The 19,468-nt window shown below is 31.1% G+C and carries 15 protein-coding genes; all 15 read left to right on the forward strand.

The window, feature by feature from the left end; translation table 11 throughout:
* Positions 1-152 precede the first annotated feature (152 nt).
* Positions 153-281 (forward strand): hypothetical protein, encoded by a 129-nt coding sequence (locus AB8B22_RS04795; RefSeq protein WP_369711864.1) that lies wholly within the window; start codon positions 153-155, stop codon positions 279-281.
* A gap of 83 nt (positions 282-364) precedes the next feature.
* On the forward strand, positions 365-526 hold the full coding sequence (locus tag AB8B22_RS04800; protein ID WP_369711865.1) for a hypothetical protein: 162 nt from the start codon (positions 365-367) through the stop codon (positions 524-526).
* A gap of 53 nt (positions 527-579) precedes the next feature.
* Positions 580-2,277, forward strand: a complete 1,698-nt coding sequence (locus AB8B22_RS04805) for a M13 family metallopeptidase (RefSeq protein ID WP_369711866.1) — start codon at positions 580-582, stop codon at positions 2,275-2,277.
* A 159-nt stretch (positions 2,278-2,436) separates the two neighbouring features.
* Positions 2,437-2,829: an autotransporter-associated N-terminal domain-containing protein gene (locus AB8B22_RS04810; RefSeq protein ID WP_369711867.1), complete on the forward strand. Its 393-nt coding sequence runs from the start codon at positions 2,437-2,439 to the stop codon at positions 2,827-2,829.
* A gap of 20 nt (positions 2,830-2,849) precedes the next feature.
* A complete protein-coding gene (locus AB8B22_RS04815) occupies positions 2,850-3,641 on the forward strand; it encodes a hypothetical protein (RefSeq protein ID WP_369711868.1) in 792 nt (263 codons plus the stop codon).
* Positions 3,619-8,781 carry an autotransporter domain-containing protein gene (locus AB8B22_RS04820; protein ID WP_369711869.1) on the forward strand — a complete coding sequence of 1,721 codons (5,163 nt, stop codon included), beginning with the start codon at positions 3,619-3,621 and terminating at the stop codon, positions 8,779-8,781. Before AB8B22_RS04815 ends, AB8B22_RS04820 begins: the two co-directional genes overlap by 23 nt.
* Before the next feature lie 157 nt (positions 8,782-8,938).
* Entirely contained in the window at positions 8,939-9,427 is a 489-nt protein-coding gene (gene rimP / locus AB8B22_RS04825) for a ribosome maturation factor RimP (RefSeq protein ID WP_094080390.1), read from the forward strand.
* A gap of 3 nt (positions 9,428-9,430) precedes the next feature.
* A complete protein-coding gene (nusA, locus tag AB8B22_RS04830; protein WP_369711870.1) occupies positions 9,431-10,546 on the forward strand; it encodes a transcription termination factor NusA in 1,116 nt (371 codons plus the stop codon).
* A 35-nt stretch (positions 10,547-10,581) separates the two neighbouring features.
* Positions 10,582-11,037, forward strand: coding sequence for a DUF448 domain-containing protein (locus tag AB8B22_RS04835; protein WP_369711872.1), 456 nt, complete (start codon positions 10,582-10,584; stop codon positions 11,035-11,037).
* A gap of 87 nt (positions 11,038-11,124) precedes the next feature.
* Complete coding sequence (gene infB, locus AB8B22_RS04840) at positions 11,125-13,917, forward strand: translation initiation factor IF-2 (RefSeq protein ID WP_369711874.1); 2,793 nt, start codon at positions 11,125-11,127, stop codon at positions 13,915-13,917.
* A 71-nt stretch (positions 13,918-13,988) separates the two neighbouring features.
* Complete coding sequence (gene rbfA, locus AB8B22_RS04845; protein ID WP_369711876.1) at positions 13,989-14,357, forward strand: 30S ribosome-binding factor RbfA; 369 nt, start codon at positions 13,989-13,991, stop codon at positions 14,355-14,357.
* Between the two features lie 155 nt (positions 14,358-14,512).
* The gene (recJ, locus tag AB8B22_RS04850) at positions 14,513-16,054 is read left to right on the forward strand and encodes a single-stranded-DNA-specific exonuclease RecJ (RefSeq protein WP_369711877.1); all 1,542 of its coding nucleotides are present in this window, start codon (positions 14,513-14,515) and stop codon (positions 16,052-16,054) included.
* A gap of 60 nt (positions 16,055-16,114) precedes the next feature.
* On the forward strand, positions 16,115-17,401 hold the full coding sequence (gene tig, locus AB8B22_RS04855; protein ID WP_314079615.1) for a trigger factor: 1,287 nt from the start codon (positions 16,115-16,117) through the stop codon (positions 17,399-17,401).
* 203 nt (positions 17,402-17,604) lie between these two features.
* Positions 17,605-18,180: an ATP-dependent Clp endopeptidase proteolytic subunit ClpP gene (clpP, locus tag AB8B22_RS04860; RefSeq protein WP_369711878.1), complete on the forward strand. Its 576-nt coding sequence runs from the start codon at positions 17,605-17,607 to the stop codon at positions 18,178-18,180.
* Positions 18,181-18,210: 30 nt separating this feature from the next.
* Positions 18,211-19,461 (forward strand): ATP-dependent Clp protease ATP-binding subunit ClpX, encoded by a 1,251-nt coding sequence (clpX, locus tag AB8B22_RS04865; protein WP_369711879.1) that lies wholly within the window; start codon positions 18,211-18,213, stop codon positions 19,459-19,461.
* The last annotated feature ends 7 nt before the right edge of the window (positions 19,462-19,468 follow it).

Consider the following 19,468-nt stretch of genomic DNA (forward strand, 5'->3'; position numbering starts at 1 on the left):
GAAACAAAAGAATAACTCCTTTAAATTTAAAAATTTATGGGAGTTATTTTTTTTGATTTTATTGAAAAAAAATGATATAATTTAAAAAGTAATTTATAAAAAATGAAAATATATAAATCAAAAAAAAGATAATCGAGTGAAAGGAATAAAAAATGAAAAAAATATTTATAATTTGGGCAATTTTAATAGCCGCAAATAGTGTTTTTGCGGAAGAAAATACGAATGTAGAAAATGAAAAAAAAGTAAATGAAGTAACAAAAAAACAAATACAAAAAAAATAGAATTTTGGGATTTTTATGAGCAGCAGCAGACAAAATTTTTAAAGCCTAATGATCAGAAACTGTTTAATGATTTAGATAAAAGTGTGAGACCGCAAGATGATTTTTACAAATATGTAAACAATAAATGGGATAAAAGTACAGTGATTCCAAGAGCAAAATCGTCTTGGGGATCATTTGTCGAAGTTACGGAAAAAAATCATGATTTTTTGAAAAATTTGATAAAGGAACTGGAAGAAAAAATGTAAGCGGAAATACAAATGAACAGAAAATTTTAACTTTATACAAAAGTTTTTCCGATATGAAAAAAAGAAATGAACTTGGAATCTCGCCAATTAAAAACAGTTTGGATAAAATTAATGCGATTAAAGATATAAAAGATTTGCAAAAATATAATATTGAAAATACAAGACAGGGGGAAAACGAATTTTATGGCTGGGGAATTGGAACGGATTTTAATAATGCTAAAAATTATGCCGTATTTTTAGGAAGTGCAAGTTTAGGGCTATCTGTAGATTATTATCAAAAGGATACCGCTGAAAATAGAAAAATTTTGGCAGAATATACAAACTATGTCAGCGATATATTGAAATTTGCCGGAGAAAAAGATACATTGCAAAAAGCGCAAAAGATTGTACAATTTGAAAAAGATATGGCAAATACGATGTTAAAGGTGGAAGATTACCACGATGTGAAAAAGTACAACAATCCAAAAAGTGTAAAAGATTTGGCAAATATTACAAAAAATATAAATTTAGCTGATTACTTGCAAAAAGTTGGAGTAAATACAGATAAAGTCATCATTACTGAGCTAAATTACTTTAAAAATCTGGATAGATTCTTGCGGGATGAAAATATAGATTTAATCAAGGACTATATGAAATTTCAATTAGTTGACGGCTCATCTTCATACCTTACAGATGAACTTGGAAAAAGAAGTTTTGAGTTTTATGGAAAGTATTTAAATGGTCAGAAAGAAAGAGAAACTCTTGAAAAAAGGGCATTGTATTTTACAAACGGCTCACTTGGAGAGATGGTGGGACAAATTTATGTCAAAAGAAATTTTTCGCCTGAAGCTAAAAGAGATACAAAAGAAATGGTTGAATATATAAGAAAAGCGCTAAAAAATAGAATTACAAAACTTACTTGGATGAGTGAAACGACTAAGAAAAAAGCACTGGAAAAATTGGCAAAAATAAATGTTAAAATAGGTTATCCAGATAAATGGAAAGACTACAGCACATTGGTTTTCACAAATGACGATACACTTTATGACTTAGTTGAAAAAATGAACGACTGGAGCTATAAAGAAGCTCTAAAAAAAGTTGGAAAACCTGTAGATAAAACTGAGTGGGGAATGTCTGCGAATACAGTAAATGCCTATTATTCGCCAACTGGAAATGAAATAGTATTTCCAGCAGGAATACTTCAGCCTCCATTTTATGATGTCAAAAACTCTGAAGCCGCTGCAAATTTTGGAGCAATTGGAACTGTGATTGCACATGAAATAACGCACGGATTTGATGTGTCGGGAGCTTCATATGACGGGGACGGAAACGTGAGAAATTGGTGGACTGCTGAAGATAAAGCAAAATTTGATGCTGTTTCAAAAAAATTGGCAAACGAATTTTCAAGTTACACAGTAATAGATGATACAAAGGTAAATGGTGAATTTACATTGACTGAAAATATTGCCGATTTAGGCGGGGTAAATATCGCTTATGATGCATTGCAGCTTTATTTAAAAGATCATCCAGATGCGACAAAAGCTTATGATGACACAATAAGTAAATTATTCTTCTTAAGTTATGCGAGAATGTGGCGTCAAAAATCAACGCCTGAATATTTGAAAAATATGACAAAATCAGATTCTCATTCGCCAAACTTTTTAAGAGTAAACGCAATTTTGAAAAATGTCGACGCCTTTGAGAAAACATTTGAAGTAAAAGAAGGAGATAAGATGTATAAAGCTCCAGCTGATAGAATTAAGATTTGGTAAAAAAATTAAGACTGCTCAATTAAATAGAAAGAGTTAGAAAGAATTGAAATAAATGAAATAAAAATAAAAAGTAATATTTATTATAATTCAAATAAATTTTAAGAAAGGAGAGTATGATAATATTAAAATCTTTAAATTTTATCATACAAGAAAATAGATTTGAATAATAATTTAGAGAATTTAAAAAAGGAATTAAAATCTTTTGCTAAAAAAGTTAAAGATTTTAAATATAATGATTCAACACTTATAGCATTTTTATTATGTGGTGCGGTTATTTTTTCAAATAATTTATTTTCAATTGAGACACAAGATATAAATGCACAAATAAAAAAAATAAACATATCAACTCGAAATCTAAAACAGGATTTTAAACGTGTGAGGAAAGCTAACGATGATTTGTTAAGACAATCCACATTGGAGCTTATAAAGCTTATGGAGCAGGGAGATCATGTTGTAAAATCTCCTTGGAGCAGCTGGCAATTTGGAGCAAATACTTTTTTGAAAATCAGACAGCAGCTTATAAGGGAAGAGGAGATAAAGTTGGTAATTTAATTTATAGCAGAAAAACAGAAGTGGGAAATTTAGAAAGATTTAAAAAAAATTCAGTGTTACTGGATAACTATAATTTGACAAATTTAAATATAGTTCAGGAACCGCCAGTTTCAATAACAATTGGAGCGGGAGTGAGACCTCGTTCAATCAATAAAACATTGCCAAATTTTTCACCGACAGGACCAAAGGGAAGTTTACCGCCTTTTGAGCCAAATATTGTAGGAACTCCAATAGCGCCAGGAGCGCCAAATACACCTTACGTAAGTAGCTTTACACCGCCAACAATCGCTGCAAATGGACAAAGTTTTTCGCAAAGAGCTACTATCGGACATAGAGATAGCACAGTTCTTCATAATCAAATAAGTCCAAGTTATCCAAATGCCTCTGTTGCACAAAATTACGACAGTTATAACACTGCAGGGACAACTGTAACTTTTAATAATAGCTCAACAACTTGGACTGGAAATACCGAAATGAAAAGTGATAAGTCACCAAGAAATGCAAATAATATAAATGTAAATATAACTGGTAGTGTAGATGGGAGTCAAAGCATAAATTGGGGAACAGATGATCCATACATTTTAAGATCAGCAGGTACTTATAATTTAAATAGCGGTACCGTTGCAAATCAACATATTACTAGAAGTTCAGGAGAAAGTGGAGATGATTATGTAGTAGCTTTTATTAGTGATACAAGAGATCACGATACTAGTATTACTGGAAAATATGAGCTTCACAATAACGTAACAAGTCCTAGTGATTCTATTAGTGGTGGAGGTACCATTAGCAATGGTACAAAACTATTTTATTAGCTTAAATCCAGCTGGAGTTGGTGGAAAGCCGTTATGGGGATGGAGCGATGGAACTGGAGTTGAACAGCATAGAACGGCTACTATCAATGCTGATGTAAATTTACATGGAGCAAGTAGTGACGGTATAAGCACATTAGCCAGATTAGAACTGCAGCTTTATAATATTGATAAAGAATCAACTATAAATGCTGATACAAGTGAATGGGAAATTGCAAGTTCTAATTCTACATTACTAAATAAAGGAAATTTAAATTTAGTCGACGGTTATAACTTAGTTGGAATGATGATAGATATAGAGCGTTCCAATGATACTGATAAAGTGCAAGATAAAGTTATAAATGACGGGGTTATTAATATAAATTCCCAAAAAAGTGTAGGAATAGATTTTGGTAAATATATGAACGGACTACTTAAAGTTGATGTTGAACTTGGAACTATCAATGTCAATGGAAGTAATAACTATGGATTTAGAATGAGCAATATTTTTGATGGGACTACGGATTATTATAAAGATGAAGATGGTTCATCTCCAACAAACGGTGTTGTTCATATGACTTTTAAAGGTGATGATTACTATAACGAAGCAACTGTTGACGGTAAAGGAAAAACTATTACTGTAGCAGGAAACAATAATGTCGGAGTGTCAATTAGTAAAGGAATGTCAGCTACTGGAAGCAGTATTAATAATCATGGGAATAATGCCAATAAGAATGGGAATACGTCTGCAGTTGTAGCAAATGGCTCTTCACAAAAATATGGAACTACAAACCCAATTGCAAATGTGAAAAATTTAAATATACTTGTAACTGGAAGTAACAATGTCGGAATTTATGTGGGCGGCGGCGCAACTCCTGCAACTGCAAATATAGGTGTAAATAGCGAAATTACTGTATCTGGGACTAATTCTACAGGTATTTACAATCAGGGAACTGTTAATATAAATGACAACAATAAAATTACTGGAATTGGAGGGACTACTGGTATATATAGTGACGGTGGGACTATAAATAATAGTTTGAGTAAAGTTGCAACTATTAATATAAATGATACTACAAAAACTGCCAGTGGTGTTTATATTAAAAACGGAGCTCAAGTTAATCTGACAAATGCTGCAATTAACGTACAAGGTGGTTCTGCGGGAGTTACTTCAGAAGACACTAAAGGAGCTGCAACTCCTTCAAATTTAAATTTAACAGGAGCTACTCTTACTTATAATGGGGAAGGATATGCCGTTTATTCCAATAATGGGAAAATTAACTTAACTAATGCGACTATTAATTTAGATGGAAAGGCTACTGGATTTTCTAGGGAAAATGCAAGTGATTTGATATTTAGCAACACAAAATTTATTGCACTTTCAGATGATGTTACTGTTAGTAATTTAAAAAATATTATACCAGCTCTTAATCAAAATAATTTGAATAATGAAATTAATGGTGCTTTGGGATTAGGACTTAGTGTTAGTGGTGCGCCTGGAATTAATAATTATAAACTTGCTAATATTGACGGAGCAACTCTGAATATTAATAGTAATATTGATAAAAATGCTGTAGCAAACGGAACAGGTGATATTAATGCAAGTACTTATGTCAGAAATACAACATTTCAAAGAACTAATATTATATTAAATTCAGGTTACAATGTAAGTTCATTACTGAATAGTGCAGAATTAGCAAATATTAAGAAAGGTGCTGTTGTAGGTCTAGATATTAGTTCCAGCAGAAGTGCAGCAAGTAATGGAGAAACTGGAATCACAATGCAATCAGGTTCATACATTAAAGCTGACAGAACTGATGGTGGCAGTGGTGCAGTTGGACTTTATGTGAACTATGGACAAGTTCAAGTTGATAACGGTTCTACAATCAATGTTGAAAAAGAAGCAACAAATGCGGCAAATGACAGCGCAGTTGGAATTTACACAGTAAATGGAACAAAAGTTACTAATAATGGAATATTAAATATAGGCGGAAATAATTCTGTTGGGATAATTGGACTTGCTTACAGAGTAGATACAGCTGGAAATGTAGTTGGAGCTGAATTTGGAGCAGGTGCAATAGGACAAGGAAAATCTGATGTTTCCAATGGAGGAAGTATTAATCTTAATGGAAATGGTGCAACTGGAATTTATGTAAGAAATAATGCAAATACAAGTATTAATGATGTGAAAGCTTTAAGCACAGGAGCTATAACAATAGATGGAAATTCTTCGGTTGGAATAATTGGAGAAGGTTCGTCAACTGTAATAAATGATGTAACAGGTGTAATCAATGTAAAGGGTCAAGAAAGTGTTGGACTTTTTGGAGGGCCTAATTTACAAACTGGAAATAATGCACCGGGAAGTTCAAAACTTATAAATAATGGAATAATAAATGTGGCAACTTCAACTTCATCGAATTTTAATACAGGAATTTTTACAAAAGATGCGGGAACCAGTATAGAAAATAACGGAAGTATAATCACAGGAGATAACTCTTACGGAATTTACGGAGTTGGAGATATTACAACGGGCTCAAATTCATTAACCAAAGTAGGAAATAATGGAGTGGCAATATTTTCGACAAGTTCACTATTAAATTTAAATGGAACTGTAACAGTTGGACAAAATGAGGCGGTGGGATTATTTACAACAGGAACTAATCCTGTAACAATTAATGGAAATATTCAAAATTTTAATATTGGAGACGGTTCTTATGGGTATGTCTTAATGGGAAGTGGCGGAACGACACTATTGAGTAATACACCAAATGTAACAGTAGGAAATGATACAGTATTTATTTATTCTGCCGATAAATTTGGAACAATTACAAATAATACTGCACTCTCTTCTACTGGAAGTAATAACTATGGTATTTATTCAGCACAAGATGTTATAAATAACGCAAATATTAATTATTCCAGTGGAGTTGGAAATGTGGCAATTTACAGCACCAATGGAACAATTACAAATAATGCAATAATTGATGTAAGCGCTTCTGACACGATTACCGATCCAGACAATAAAAAATATGGAATTGGTATGGCTACAGGATATTATAACGAAAATACAAGAAGTGTTACAAATCAAGGTACAATTGTAAACAATGGAACAATAAATGTTACAAAAGACGGAAGTATTGGAATGTATGCGGTTGGAAGCGGTTCAATTGCCATAAACAGTGCAACAGGTGTAATTAACCTAGATGGAAATAACACAACTGGAATGTACATAGATAAAAATGCAGTTGGTATAAATTATGGAACTATTCAAACTGTTGCAAATTCAAGTGGAACTAGAATAATAGGAGTAGTTGTTGCAAATGGTGGAATAATAAAAAACTACGGACAAATTATTATTTCAGGGAATGGAAATGTTGGGATTTACAAACAAAATGCAAATCCGTCAAGTGTCATGGAAGGTGAAACTGATCCAGTGACTGGAGCAAGAGGAACAATAACTGCGACAAATGGAGCTAAAAAAAATGGAACGCCTAACACGGATACAAGTAAAAGAATAAAAGGCTTGGAGATTCAAGCAAGGGGACTTAGTCCAGTAGTTATAAAAAGAAATAATATTGTTGTAACACCAGATACTGTAGATACAGTGGCTGCAACGCCACAGCCAAATTATGTAACTGTGAACTCTAAATTAGTAAATTTAGGAGAAATTCCAAATACTGCAAGAAGTGGAAATGGGAATAAAAACTTGGGAACAATCACATCTATTGGAATGTATGTTGATACTTCAGGAGTGAATTATACAAATCGAATAAAAGGAATACAATATTTAAAAGGCTTGGAAAAAATTGATCTGATTTTTGGGAGTGAAGCAGCCAGCTATACAAACGCAAAAGATATAAAAGTGGCAAATAACATTTTGGAACCATATAATAAAGCAATATTGGAAGCAGTAAATCTGGGAGTAGATGCAGAATGGATATTAAATTCTGGAAATTTAAACTGGATAGCTACGGCTACACAAAAATCTGACAGTACATTGAGTGCAGTTTATTTATCAAAAATACCATATACTTCTTATGCTTTGGACGGTGATACTGATAATTATAATTTTTTAGATGGTTTAGAACAGAGATATGGAGTTGATTGGTATGGAGATAGAGGTTCAAGAGAAAAAATATTATTTAATAAATTAAATGATTTAGGAAAATCTGAAACTAAAATATTCACACAAGCTGTTGATGAAATGAAAGGTTATGAGTATTCAAATACCCAACATAGAATAAAAGAAACAACAGATATATTGTCAAAAGAATTTGAATATTTAAGAAAAGATTGGAGAAATCCATCTAAACAAAATAATAAAATCAAAGTATTCGGTCAAAAAAATGAATATAAGACAGATACTGCTGGGATAATTGATTATACAAGCAATGCTTATGGAGTAGCCTATGTTCACGAAGATGAAACGGTTAAAATGGGAGATTCGCAAGGATGGTATGCAGGAGCTGTTAAAAATCATTTTAAGTTTGAAGATTTGGGTGGTTCAAGAGAAAATCAAACTATGATAAAAGCGGGATTATTTAAAACAATATCGCCTGCAAATGACCACAATGGCTCACTTAGATGGACCGTTGCAGCAGATATGTTTGGTGGAATTGACGAAATGAAACGTCGATATTGGATAGTTGATGATATATTCAATGCTAGATCTGATTATTATTCTTATGGAACTTCTTTAAAAACAGAATTAGAATATGATATAAGACTTAGTGAGAGAGCTCATTTGAGACCTTATGGAGCCTTGAAAATGGAATATGGGAAATTTACGAATATAAAAGAAGATGATGGAGAAATTAGATTAAAAATAGATTCAAATGATTATTTTTCAGTAAAACCAGAAATTGGAGCAGAATTTAAATATATTCAACCATTAGCATTAAGGACACAACTCTCTGTGGGATTATCAGCCGATTATGAAAATGAGCTAGGAAGATTAGATGATGTAAATAATAAGGCAAAAGTAAGATATACAGCAGCAGATTGGTATAATTTAAGAAATGAAAAAGAAAATAAACGTGGTAATGGAAAATTTGACTTGAATATCGGATTAGACAATACAAGATTTGGAATGACGTTAAATGCTGGATATGATACCAATGGAAAAAATATAAGAAGTGGAATAGGATTTAGAGCAATTTATTAGAAAATCAATTCAAAAAAATCATCATTTTTAAAACAACTTTTTATAAAAAATTTTTTGTTGAAAAAATACAAAAAGTATGATATAATAAATATAAGAAAATAGATTTTTAAGAGAGTGGGTTATTCCCACTCTTTAGTTTTAGATACAGAGGTGGCTTATGGAAAAAATTTTGAATGAATTTGAAAAGAAAATCGAATTACATTTGAAAGAAATGAATTTAGAACTGGCTGATGTTGAATATGTACGAGATGGCGGTTATAATTATTTGAGAGTTTATGTGGAAAAGGAAGAAGGGGTGACGACATTAGATGACTGTATTGACTTTAGCAGAAAAATTGATGGAATTGCCGACGAGCTTATAGATGAGAAGTTTTTTCTGGAAGTTTCAACTCCGGGGATTGAACGTAAACTGAAAAAAGAAAAAGATTTTGTGCGATTTACTGGAGAAAAGATTAATGTTCACACAAAAAGCAATATTGAAGGAACTAAGAAATTTATTGGAAAATTAGAAAAATTTGAAAATAGTACAATTTTTATTTCTGATGTGAAGTTGAAAAAAGTAGTTCAAATTCCGCTGGAAAAATTGAAAAAGGCGAATTTGGTGTATGAAATACCCAACGGAATATTAGATAGCGAGGAGGATTAGAGAGTGAAAGGGAAAGACCAAAAAATATTTTTGGAAGCGCTTGATGAATTAGAGAAAGAAAAAGGGATTTTGAAGGAGGAGCTGCTTGAAACGATAGAAACAGCGCTTCTTGCGGCGTATAAAAAAAATTATGGGGAAAGGGATAACGTTAAAGTTATAATAAATAGAAATAGTGGAGATGTGAAGGTATTTTCACAAAAAAAAGTTGTAGAAGTTGTGGAAAATCCAGATGATGAAATAAGTTTAGAAGATGCAGTTTCGTTGAAAAAGAGATCAAAATTGGGCGATATTTTGGATTTGGAAATCAATGCGGAAAATTTTAAAAGAAATGCTATTCAAAATGCAAAGCAAATTGTTGTGCAAAAAGTTAGAGAATGCGAAAAAAGAAATATTTTTAACAAATTTAAAGAAATCGAAAACACAGTTGTTTCAGCAAATGTCAGAAAAACCGATGAGAAAGGCAACTTATATGTCGATATTAATGGGCTTGAAGCGATTATTCCCGCAAAGGAGCTCTCAAGTGTGGATTCTTTTAAGCAAGGGGATAGAATAAAAGTTTTTGTCGGAGAAGTTGAAGAAAATACGAAATTTACAAAGACATTTATTTCAAGAAAATCAGAAGAGCTTTTAAGAGGACTGTTAAAACTTGAAATTCCTGAAATTGAAGAAGGGATTATTGAAATAAAAAATATCGCCAGAGAAGCTGGAAGTCGTGCTAAGGTGGCAGTTTATTCAAATGATGAAAATCTTGATGTAAAGGGAGCTTGTATTGGGAAAAATGGGCTTAGAATTCAAAGTGTCATTGATGAACTGGGCGGAGAAAAGATAGATGTTGTACTTTGGGACGAAGATATTAAAGAGTTTGTAAAAAATTCGCTAAATCCAGCGCAAGTTTTATCAGTGGAAATTATTGAAGAGGATGGAGAAAATAAAAAAATTAGTGAAAGCGAAGGCGAAAAAACTGATAAAGAGTTTGAAAAAACAAAAATTGCAAGAGTATTTGTAAAAGATGGCCAGCTTTCTCTTGCAATTGGGAAAAAAGGTCAAAATTCAAGACTTGCTGCTAGACTTTGTGGAATAAAAATTGACATTAATACTGTGGAAGATAATGAAATATAAGAATAAATTTAAAAATTTAAAGGGAAAAATGAATTATGCCAACTAGAATGTGTGTCTGCTGTCGAAGAAAAGATGAAAAGTCTTCTTTTTTCAGAATGGCACAAAGAGATAAAAAATATGTTTTTGACAAAGAAATGAAAATTCAAGCTCGTGGATTTTATGTCTGCAAAATGAAAGAATGTATTGAGAGATTGTCAAAAAATAAAAAATATGATATTGAGATTCAATGTTTGATAAAAATGTTGGAAAATATAAAGAAAAATGATATAATTGATATTTTAAAACCGATGAAAAATTCAGATTTTTTTGTCTTTGGAATTGAAGAAAATATTTATTATATAAAAAAGGAAAAAGTAAAATTAGTTGTAATTCCTCGTGATATAAATAAAAAATATATCGAAGAGTTTTTACATTTACAAAAAAAATATTCTATAAATATTATTTTTATCGAAAAAAAGAAAAGTTTATTAAACTTTTTATGCGAGATGTAAATGTCATTGGAATTTTTGATAAAAAAGTAATAAAGGGAATATTAAAAAAATATAAAAATACACTGAAGAAAGTGGAGGTGATCTTGGATGAAAAAAGTACATGAATTGGCAAAAGAGATGGGCTACATAGGAACTGCAAAATTTATTGAAGATATTGCTAGATTGGGAGTAAATAAAAAACATCATATGAATGTTTTGACGTCTGAAGAAGAAGAACTCATAAAGAAAAATTTTTCAAAAGAAAAAAAAGAAGTTGAATCTATAAAAGAAAAAAATTTGAAAAAGAAGGAAACTGCGCAGAAAAACGAGCAAAATCTTAAAGAAAATCAAAAGAAAATGGAGATGAAAGTTAATTTGAGCAATCAAAATATAAATAAAAATTTGAATAAACAAAGTAGAGAAAATAATAAAGATAGTAGAAATTCTGGAAATAGAGATAATAGAGAAAATAGAAACTTTAAAGATAACGACAAAAATTCTGACAGTAAAAATTTTAGAAAAGATAGACCGTTTAATAGAGACAATAGAGACAACAATAGAAATTTTGGAAATAAAGATAACAGAAATTTTAGAGACAATGACAGAAATTCTGAAAATAAAAACTTTAGAAAAGACAGACCGTTTAATAGGGACAATAGAGACAACAATAGAAATTTTGGAAATAAAGATAACAGAAATTTTAGAGACAATGACAGAAATTCTGAAAATAAAAACTTTAGAAAAGATAGACCATTTAATAAAGATAATAGAGACAACAGGGAAAATAGAAACTTTGGAAATAAAGATAACAGAAATTTTAGAGACAATGACAGAAATTCTGAAAATAAAAACTTTAAAAAAGATAGACCGTTTAATAAAGATAATAGAGACAACAGGGAAAATAGAAACTTTGGTGCAAAAAAAGAGATTCAGACTGACATCATAGCTACGCCTGTAGCTGAAAAAGGAAAAAATAGCGGAAAAGGTAAAGGAAAATTTGAAAAGAAAAAATATGAAAAAAATAGAAGAGACAGAGAAGAAAAAGAACTTCGTTCAGATTTTAGAAGGGATGACAGAAAGAAAAAGAAAAATAAAAAACAGGAAAAAGCTGTAAAAGACGAAATTGTGAGAATTGAAGGAGAATCTATCGGAATGATAACTATTGGAGAAGAAATAGTTATTAAAGATTTGGCTGAAAAATTAGGAATTAATATTTCAGACATAATTAAAAAATTCTTTATGGAAGGTAAAATGCTTACTGCAAATGCAATTTTAACTTTTGAAGAAGCTGAAGAAGTGGCGCTTGACTATGATGTAATTGTGGAAAAAGAAGAAATTGAAGAAATTAGTTACGGTGAAAAATATCACTTGGAAACTGAGGACAGTGAAAAAGACTTGGTTACAAGAGCGCCTGTAATTACTATAATGGGGCATGTTGACCATGGGAAAACTTCACTGCTTGACGCACTTAGACATACAAATGTAATTGAAGGAGAAGCTGGAGGAATCACTCAAAAAATTGGTGCTTATCAGGTGAACTGGAAAGGTCAGAAAATAACATTTATTGATACTCCTGGACACGAAGCGTTTACTGAAATGAGAGCTCGTGGAGCAAATATTACAGATATTTCGATTTTGATTGTAGCGGCAGACGATGGGGTTAAACCTCAAACTGTGGAAGCAATTTCCCACGCCAAAGAAGCTGGAGTACCTATAATTGTTGCAATTAATAAAATTGATAAGCCAGGTGCGGATCCGATAAAAGTTAGGACTGAGTTGACAGAATATGGACTTCTGTCGCCTGAATGGGGTGGAACTACTGAATTTGTAGAAATTTCAGCTAAGAAAAAAATTAACTTGGAAGAACTTTTGGAAACAATTTTGATTACGGCTGAATTAGAAGAGTTAAAAGCAAATCCTAAGAAAAGACCAAAGGCAGTTGTCGTAGAGTCGAGATTAGATCCGAAAATGGGAGCAGTTGCCGATGTTTTAGTACAAGAAGGAACGCTTAAAATAGGAGATATTTTTGTTGCGGGAGAAGCGCACGGAAGAGTTCGTTCGATGGTTGATGACAGAGGTAAAAAAATTAATAAAGCTCTAATTTCTCAACCGGTTGAAATTACTGGATTCAATGTCGTTCCAAACGCTGGAGATATTTTGTATGGTGTGGAAAGTGACAAACATGCTAAGAAAATAGTCGAAGATTTCATTCGTGAGAAAAAAGTTAATGAGCAGAACAAGAAAAAACACATTTCACTTGAAAGTTTGTCTCAGGAATTGGAAGAGCAGGAATTAAAAGAGTTGAAATGTATTATAAGAGCGGATTCCAAAGGGTCTGTTGAAGCGTTGAGGGAGTCGCTTGAAAAATTGAATAATGAAAAAGTTGTTGTAAATATAATTCAAGGAAGTGCTGGAGCGGTAACAGAAGGAGATGTGAAACTTGCTGAAGCGTCAAATGCGATAATTATTGCATTTGGAGTAAGACCAACTACACCAGCTAGAATTATTGCAGAAAAAGTTGGAGTGGAAATTAGAAACTACAATGTAATTTATCATGCAACAGAAGAAATCGAAAAAGCGATGAACGGAATGCTTGATCCCGAATACAAAGAAGTATATTTTGGAAGAATTGAAGTTAAACAGGTGTTTAAAGTGTCAAATGTTGGAAATATTGCTGGAGCAATTGTTGTTGACGGAAAAGTTACAAAAGATTCTAAAATTCGTGTAATTCGTGACGGAATAATCATTTTTGACGGAGAATTAGGTTCACTTAAGAGATTTAAAGATGATGTGAAAGAAGTTGCAACTGGACAGGAATGTGGAATTGGAATACAGGACTTTAACGACATAAAAGCGGGAGATATTATCGAATCATACATCATGGAAGAAATTCCTAGATAGTCATTTTAAAAAATTTAAATAAAATTTTATCAAATATTTAGCAGAAAAATTTTTGGGGAAGGAGGGGAAAAATGAACGAGAGAAGAAGACAAGGACTTGAAAAAGAAATTTCAAGAATTATTGGAATGACGCTTTTGACAGATATTGAGAATGAAAAAATAAAAAATCTTGTGTCGATTCATAAAGTTGAGTTGACAAAGGATGGTCGTTATCTCGATTTGACTTTTTCTATATTGGATTTAAAAAACAATGTAAATAAAGAAAAAATTGAAGAAGATTTGAATAAGTTAAAAGGATTTTTCAGAAAAAAAATTGGTTCACATCTTTCGATAAGATTTGTTCCAGAAGTGAGAATTCATATGGATAGCAGTGTTGAGTATGGAGTGAAGATATCATCAATATTAAATGATATTAAAAAAATTAATAATATATTAATTTAGAAAGCGATTTAATTTGTGATGAAATGGGAATTAAAAAAATATGATATAAAATATTTAACGAAAAAAAGTTCAGAATTTAGTAAAAGTAAATTGATTACGAGACTTTTGCTGAATAGGGGCATTGATACACGAAAAAAGTTGAAAAATTTTTAAATATGAGTGAAAATGACTTACTAGATCCATTTTTGTTTGAAAATATGGAAAAAGTCGTTGAAAGAATAAAAGTGGCAAAATTAAAAAAAGAAAAGATTGTAATTTACGGAGATTATGATGTAGATGGAATTTCAGGAGTCGCGTATTTAGTTATTATGCTAAGAAAATTGGGATTAAATATTGACTACTATATTCCAAATCGTGTGCATGAGGGTTTTGGAATAAATAGATCCACGCTGAATTTTTTGAAGCGAAGAGATACAAAATTATTTATTACAGTTGACATTTCTATAAATAGTCGTGAAGAAATAATGCTGTTAAAAAAAAATGGAATTGACATAATCGTGACAGACCACCACAGACAAACAACCATTTGTGATGAAATGGAAATTTTGACAATTAATCCCAAAATAAGTAAAAGTTATCCAAATAAATATTTATCTGGAGCTGGAGTCGCCTTTAAAGTGGCTTGTGCCATTTATGAGAGATTTGGAATGAGTAAAAAGATACTTTATGAATACTTGGATATTGTTATGATTGGGACGGTTGCAGATGTAGTTCCGATGGTCAATGAAAATAGATTTATTATAAAAAAAGGATTAAATAATATAAAAAAAACGAAAATAAAAGGTTTAAAGTATATTATTAATTATTTGAAAATAAATCCGAAAAATATTACGACAAGTGATATTGGATTTTTGATTGCACCAATTTTTAATGCTCTTGGAAGAATTGACAACTCAAAAATTGTAGTAAACTTTTTTATTCAGGAAGATGATTTTAAATTGATTTCCATTATTGAAGAAATGAAAAAAGCTAATAAAATACGGCGTTACTTGGAAAATGAAATTTACAATGAAATTGAAGAAAAAATACAAAGGTTAAACAGACCCAAATATATTTTTATGAAAAGCAGAAGTTGGCATTCTGGCGTTGTTGGTGTCGTTTGCTCAAGAATTTCCATAAAATATAATATACCTGTCATTTTAGTTTCAATAAAAAATGGGTACGGAAAGGCATCTTGCCGAAGTATTGAAGGAATTAATATTTTTGATATGTTAAAAGAAATTTCTACAAAATTGGAGCGGTTTGGAGGACATGATTTGGCGGCTGGTTTTTTGGTTTCGGAAAAATATCTTTTTGAAGTGGAGAGATATTTGCGGCAAAGATTGGTCAGAAAAAATCGGGAAGATGTGGAAAAGATTTTAAATGTGGATTCTTGGTTAAATATTAAAAGTATTAATAAGAAAAAATTATGTGATATAAATAGACTTGCTCCATTTGGCCTAGACAATCCAGAGCCAAATTTTATTGACACAGAAGTCGAATTTATAGGAATTTCAAAATTTGGAATAAATAATCGGCACTTTAAAGGATTTGCCAAAAAAAATGACAGGGTTATTTCTGTGATTGGGTATAATTTGGGGCATAAATTAAAAGCTAAAAGCGAAAATGAAAGAAAGTACCGAGTTATTTATACTCCAATATTTAAATCGGTTCATTCTGATTTGTATATCGAACTCAGAATAAAAGATTTCATTTAAATAATAAATTAATTAAATTTAATTAATATATAAAATAAAAAAATTAGGAGGAAAAATTAAATGGCAGTAAAAAAATTAGATGAAACAACTTACGAAGTATCAGCAGTTAGAGAAGGAGAAGAATTTAAACACTTAAAAGAACATGTTTTAGTGCATTTTAAAGATGCTAAAGTGGATGGATTCAGACCTGGACATGTACCTGCAAATGTTATTGAAAAAAAATTTAAAAAAGAAATTGACGGAGAAATTTTAAATCACATAATATCTGATGAATATCAAAAAGCAGTTGCAGAAAATGAATTAAAGCCAATTGCAGATATAAAATTAGAAAAATATGAAATTCAAGCAGACAAAGCTGAAGTTGTATTTACAATTCCTGTATTACCTGCGTTTGAATTGGGACAATATAAAGGACTAGAAGTTGAAAAAGAAAACTTTGAAGTAACTGATGAAAAAGTGAACGAAGAAATTGAAGGAATGAGAAAAAATGCTTCTAAATTAAAAGAAGTTCCTGAAAATGAAGAAGCTAAAAACGATGATGTTGTAAATATTAATTTTGAAGGATTTGTTGACGGAGTTGCATTTGACGGTGGAAAAGCTGAAGGATATGACTTGACTTTGGGATCTCATAGCTTTATTGACACTTTTGAAGATCAAATCGTAGGACACAAGAAAAATGACGAATTTGATGTAAATGTTAAGTTCCCTGAAGCATATCATGCGGAAAACTTAAAAGGAAAACCTGCTTTATTTAAAGTAAAAGTAAATTCTATTAAGAGAAAAGAAGAAGCTGAATTAAACGATGATTTAGCAAAAGAATTGGGATTCGATTCAGTTGACGACATGAGAGCTAAAACTAGAGAAAATATTACAAAAAGAGAAGAAGCTAGAGTAGAAAACGAATTTAAAAATAAAATAATCGAAAAAGTTGTTGACGGAACAAATGTTGAAGCTCCAAGAGCACTAGTTGATAGAGAAATTGAATTCCAAATTAATAGATTTGCACAACAATTGCAAATGCAAGGAATTAACTTGAGTCAATATTTCCAAATGACTGGTCAAACTATTGACAAAATGAGAGAAGATTCAAGAGAAATGGCAGAAAAATCTGTTAAAACCGAATTAGTTCTTTCTGAAATTTCAAAAGTTGAAAATATCACAGTTACTGACGAAGAAGTTGATAACGAATTTGAAGTAATGGCTACAATGTATGGAATGGATAAAGAATCAATGTTAAATGAAGTTAAAAAATCAGGGAATTACCAAAGATTTGCCGATGAAGCAAAATATAGATTGGTAAACAAAAAAACTATTGATTTATTGGTAAAAGAAACTAAAGTAAGATAATAATTTAGTAAATCTTAATTATTATATATTTTGATTTTAAAAGAATTTTGTGATATACTTTATTGCAAGATTCTTTTTTATATAATTTTATAAATTAAAAGTGTTGATTTTATGGGAATATTATGATATAGTAAAAATAGTTTAAAAAAATTAGAAAATAAAAAAATAAATTTATAAATAAAAAGTAAGAAAAGGAGACGGTTATGTCAGTATATAGTCCAGTAGTTATTGAAAATGACGGTCGTGGAGAAAGAAGTTACGACATTTATTCAAGACTGCTAAAAGATAGAATAATTTTTGTGAGTGGAGAAGTTGAAGATAATATGGCAAATGCGATTGTTGCTCAACTTTTATTTTTAGATGCGCAAGATAAGGAAAAAGATATAGTTATGTATATTAACAGTCCAGGAGGTGTAATTACGGCGGGACTTGCAATTTATGACACAATGCGTCATATAAAATGTGATGTTTCGACAGTTTGCGTGGGACAGGCTGCCAGTATGGGAGCAGTTCTTTTAGCCGCTGGAACAAGAGGGAAGAGATATTCGCTGCCGAATTCTCGGATAATGATTCATCAGCCACTTGGAGGGGCAAGAGGACAAGCGACAGATATTCAGATTCAAGCAAGAGAAATTGAACGAATGAAAGAAATCACAAGTAAAATTTTGTCTGAAGCAACGGGTAAATCGGTTGAAGAAATTTATAGAGATACGGAAAGAGATAATTTTATGTCAGCCGAAGAAGCTGTGGAATATGGATTGATAGATAAGATATTATAAAAAATTTTAAAAATTTAAAGAGGTGAAAAAATGCCAAAAGATAAGAAAAAATATTATTGTTCTTTTTGCGGTAAAGAAGAGTCCCAAGTTGAAAGACTTATTCAAAGTCAGGAAGAAGAAGATGTCTTTATTTGTAACGAATGTATAGAAGAAAGTGAACAGTTACTTGAAAGTTTCAGAGAATATGACGAATTTGAAAATAGATATAAAGAGATAACACTTTTAAAACCAGTTCAAATAAAAGCAAAGCTGGATGAGTATATCATTGGTCAGGAAAAAGCAAAAAAGGTTTTATCTGTCGCAGTTTACAACCATTTTAAAAGAATTACACATAAACAGAATAAATCGGTTGATGACGATGTGGAATTGCAAAAATCTAACGTTTTGTTAGTTGGACCTACAGGAAGTGGGAAAACATTACTTGCACAGACGCTTGCTAAAACGTTGAATGTACCTTTGGCAATTGCCGATGCGACAACTCTTACAGAAGCTGGATATGTTGGAGACGATGTGGAAAATGTGCTGCTTAAATTAATCAAAGCTGCAGACTATGACATTGAAGCTGCTGAACACGGGATTATTTACATTGATGAAATTGATAAGATTGCTAGAAAATCAGAAAATATGTCAATTACAAGAGATGTTTCTGGAGAAGGAGTACAACAGGCACTGCTTAAAATTATTGAGGGGACAGTTGCAAGTGTGCCACCTCAAGGTGGAAGAAAACATCCAAATCAAGAGATGATAGAAATTAACACAAAAGATATTTTATTTATCGTTGGTGGAGCATTTGAAGGGCTTGAAAGCAAAGTTAAAAATAGAATTAATGAAAAGAAAGTTGGATTTGGTTTGGAAACTGAAAATATTAAGTTGGACGATTTGACTTTATTTGAAAATGTGCTTCCTGAAGATTTGATTAAATTTGGACTTATTCCTGAAATAATTGGAAGACTTCCAGTTATTACGGCGCTTCACGGACTTGATGAAGAAGCTATGATTAAAATACTTACTGAACCTAAAAATTCACTTACTAAACAATATAAAAAATATTTTGAGATGGAAAATGTGGAGCTTATATTTGAGAAAGATGCAATTGTTGAAATTGCAAAACTTGCTCTTAAGAGAAAAATTGGAGCCAGAGGGCTTCGTTCGATAATTGAAAATGTTATGACAGATTTGATGTATGAAATACCATCTGAAAAAGGTGTAAAAAAAGTTATCATAACAAAAGAATCTGTTACGGACAAAACTAAAGTAAAGATTGAAAAAGAAGAAAAATAAAACAGAA

Source organism: Leptotrichia rugosa (assembly GCF_041200005.1).
Lineage (GTDB): Bacteria > Fusobacteriota > Fusobacteriia > Fusobacteriales > Leptotrichiaceae > Leptotrichia > Leptotrichia rugosa.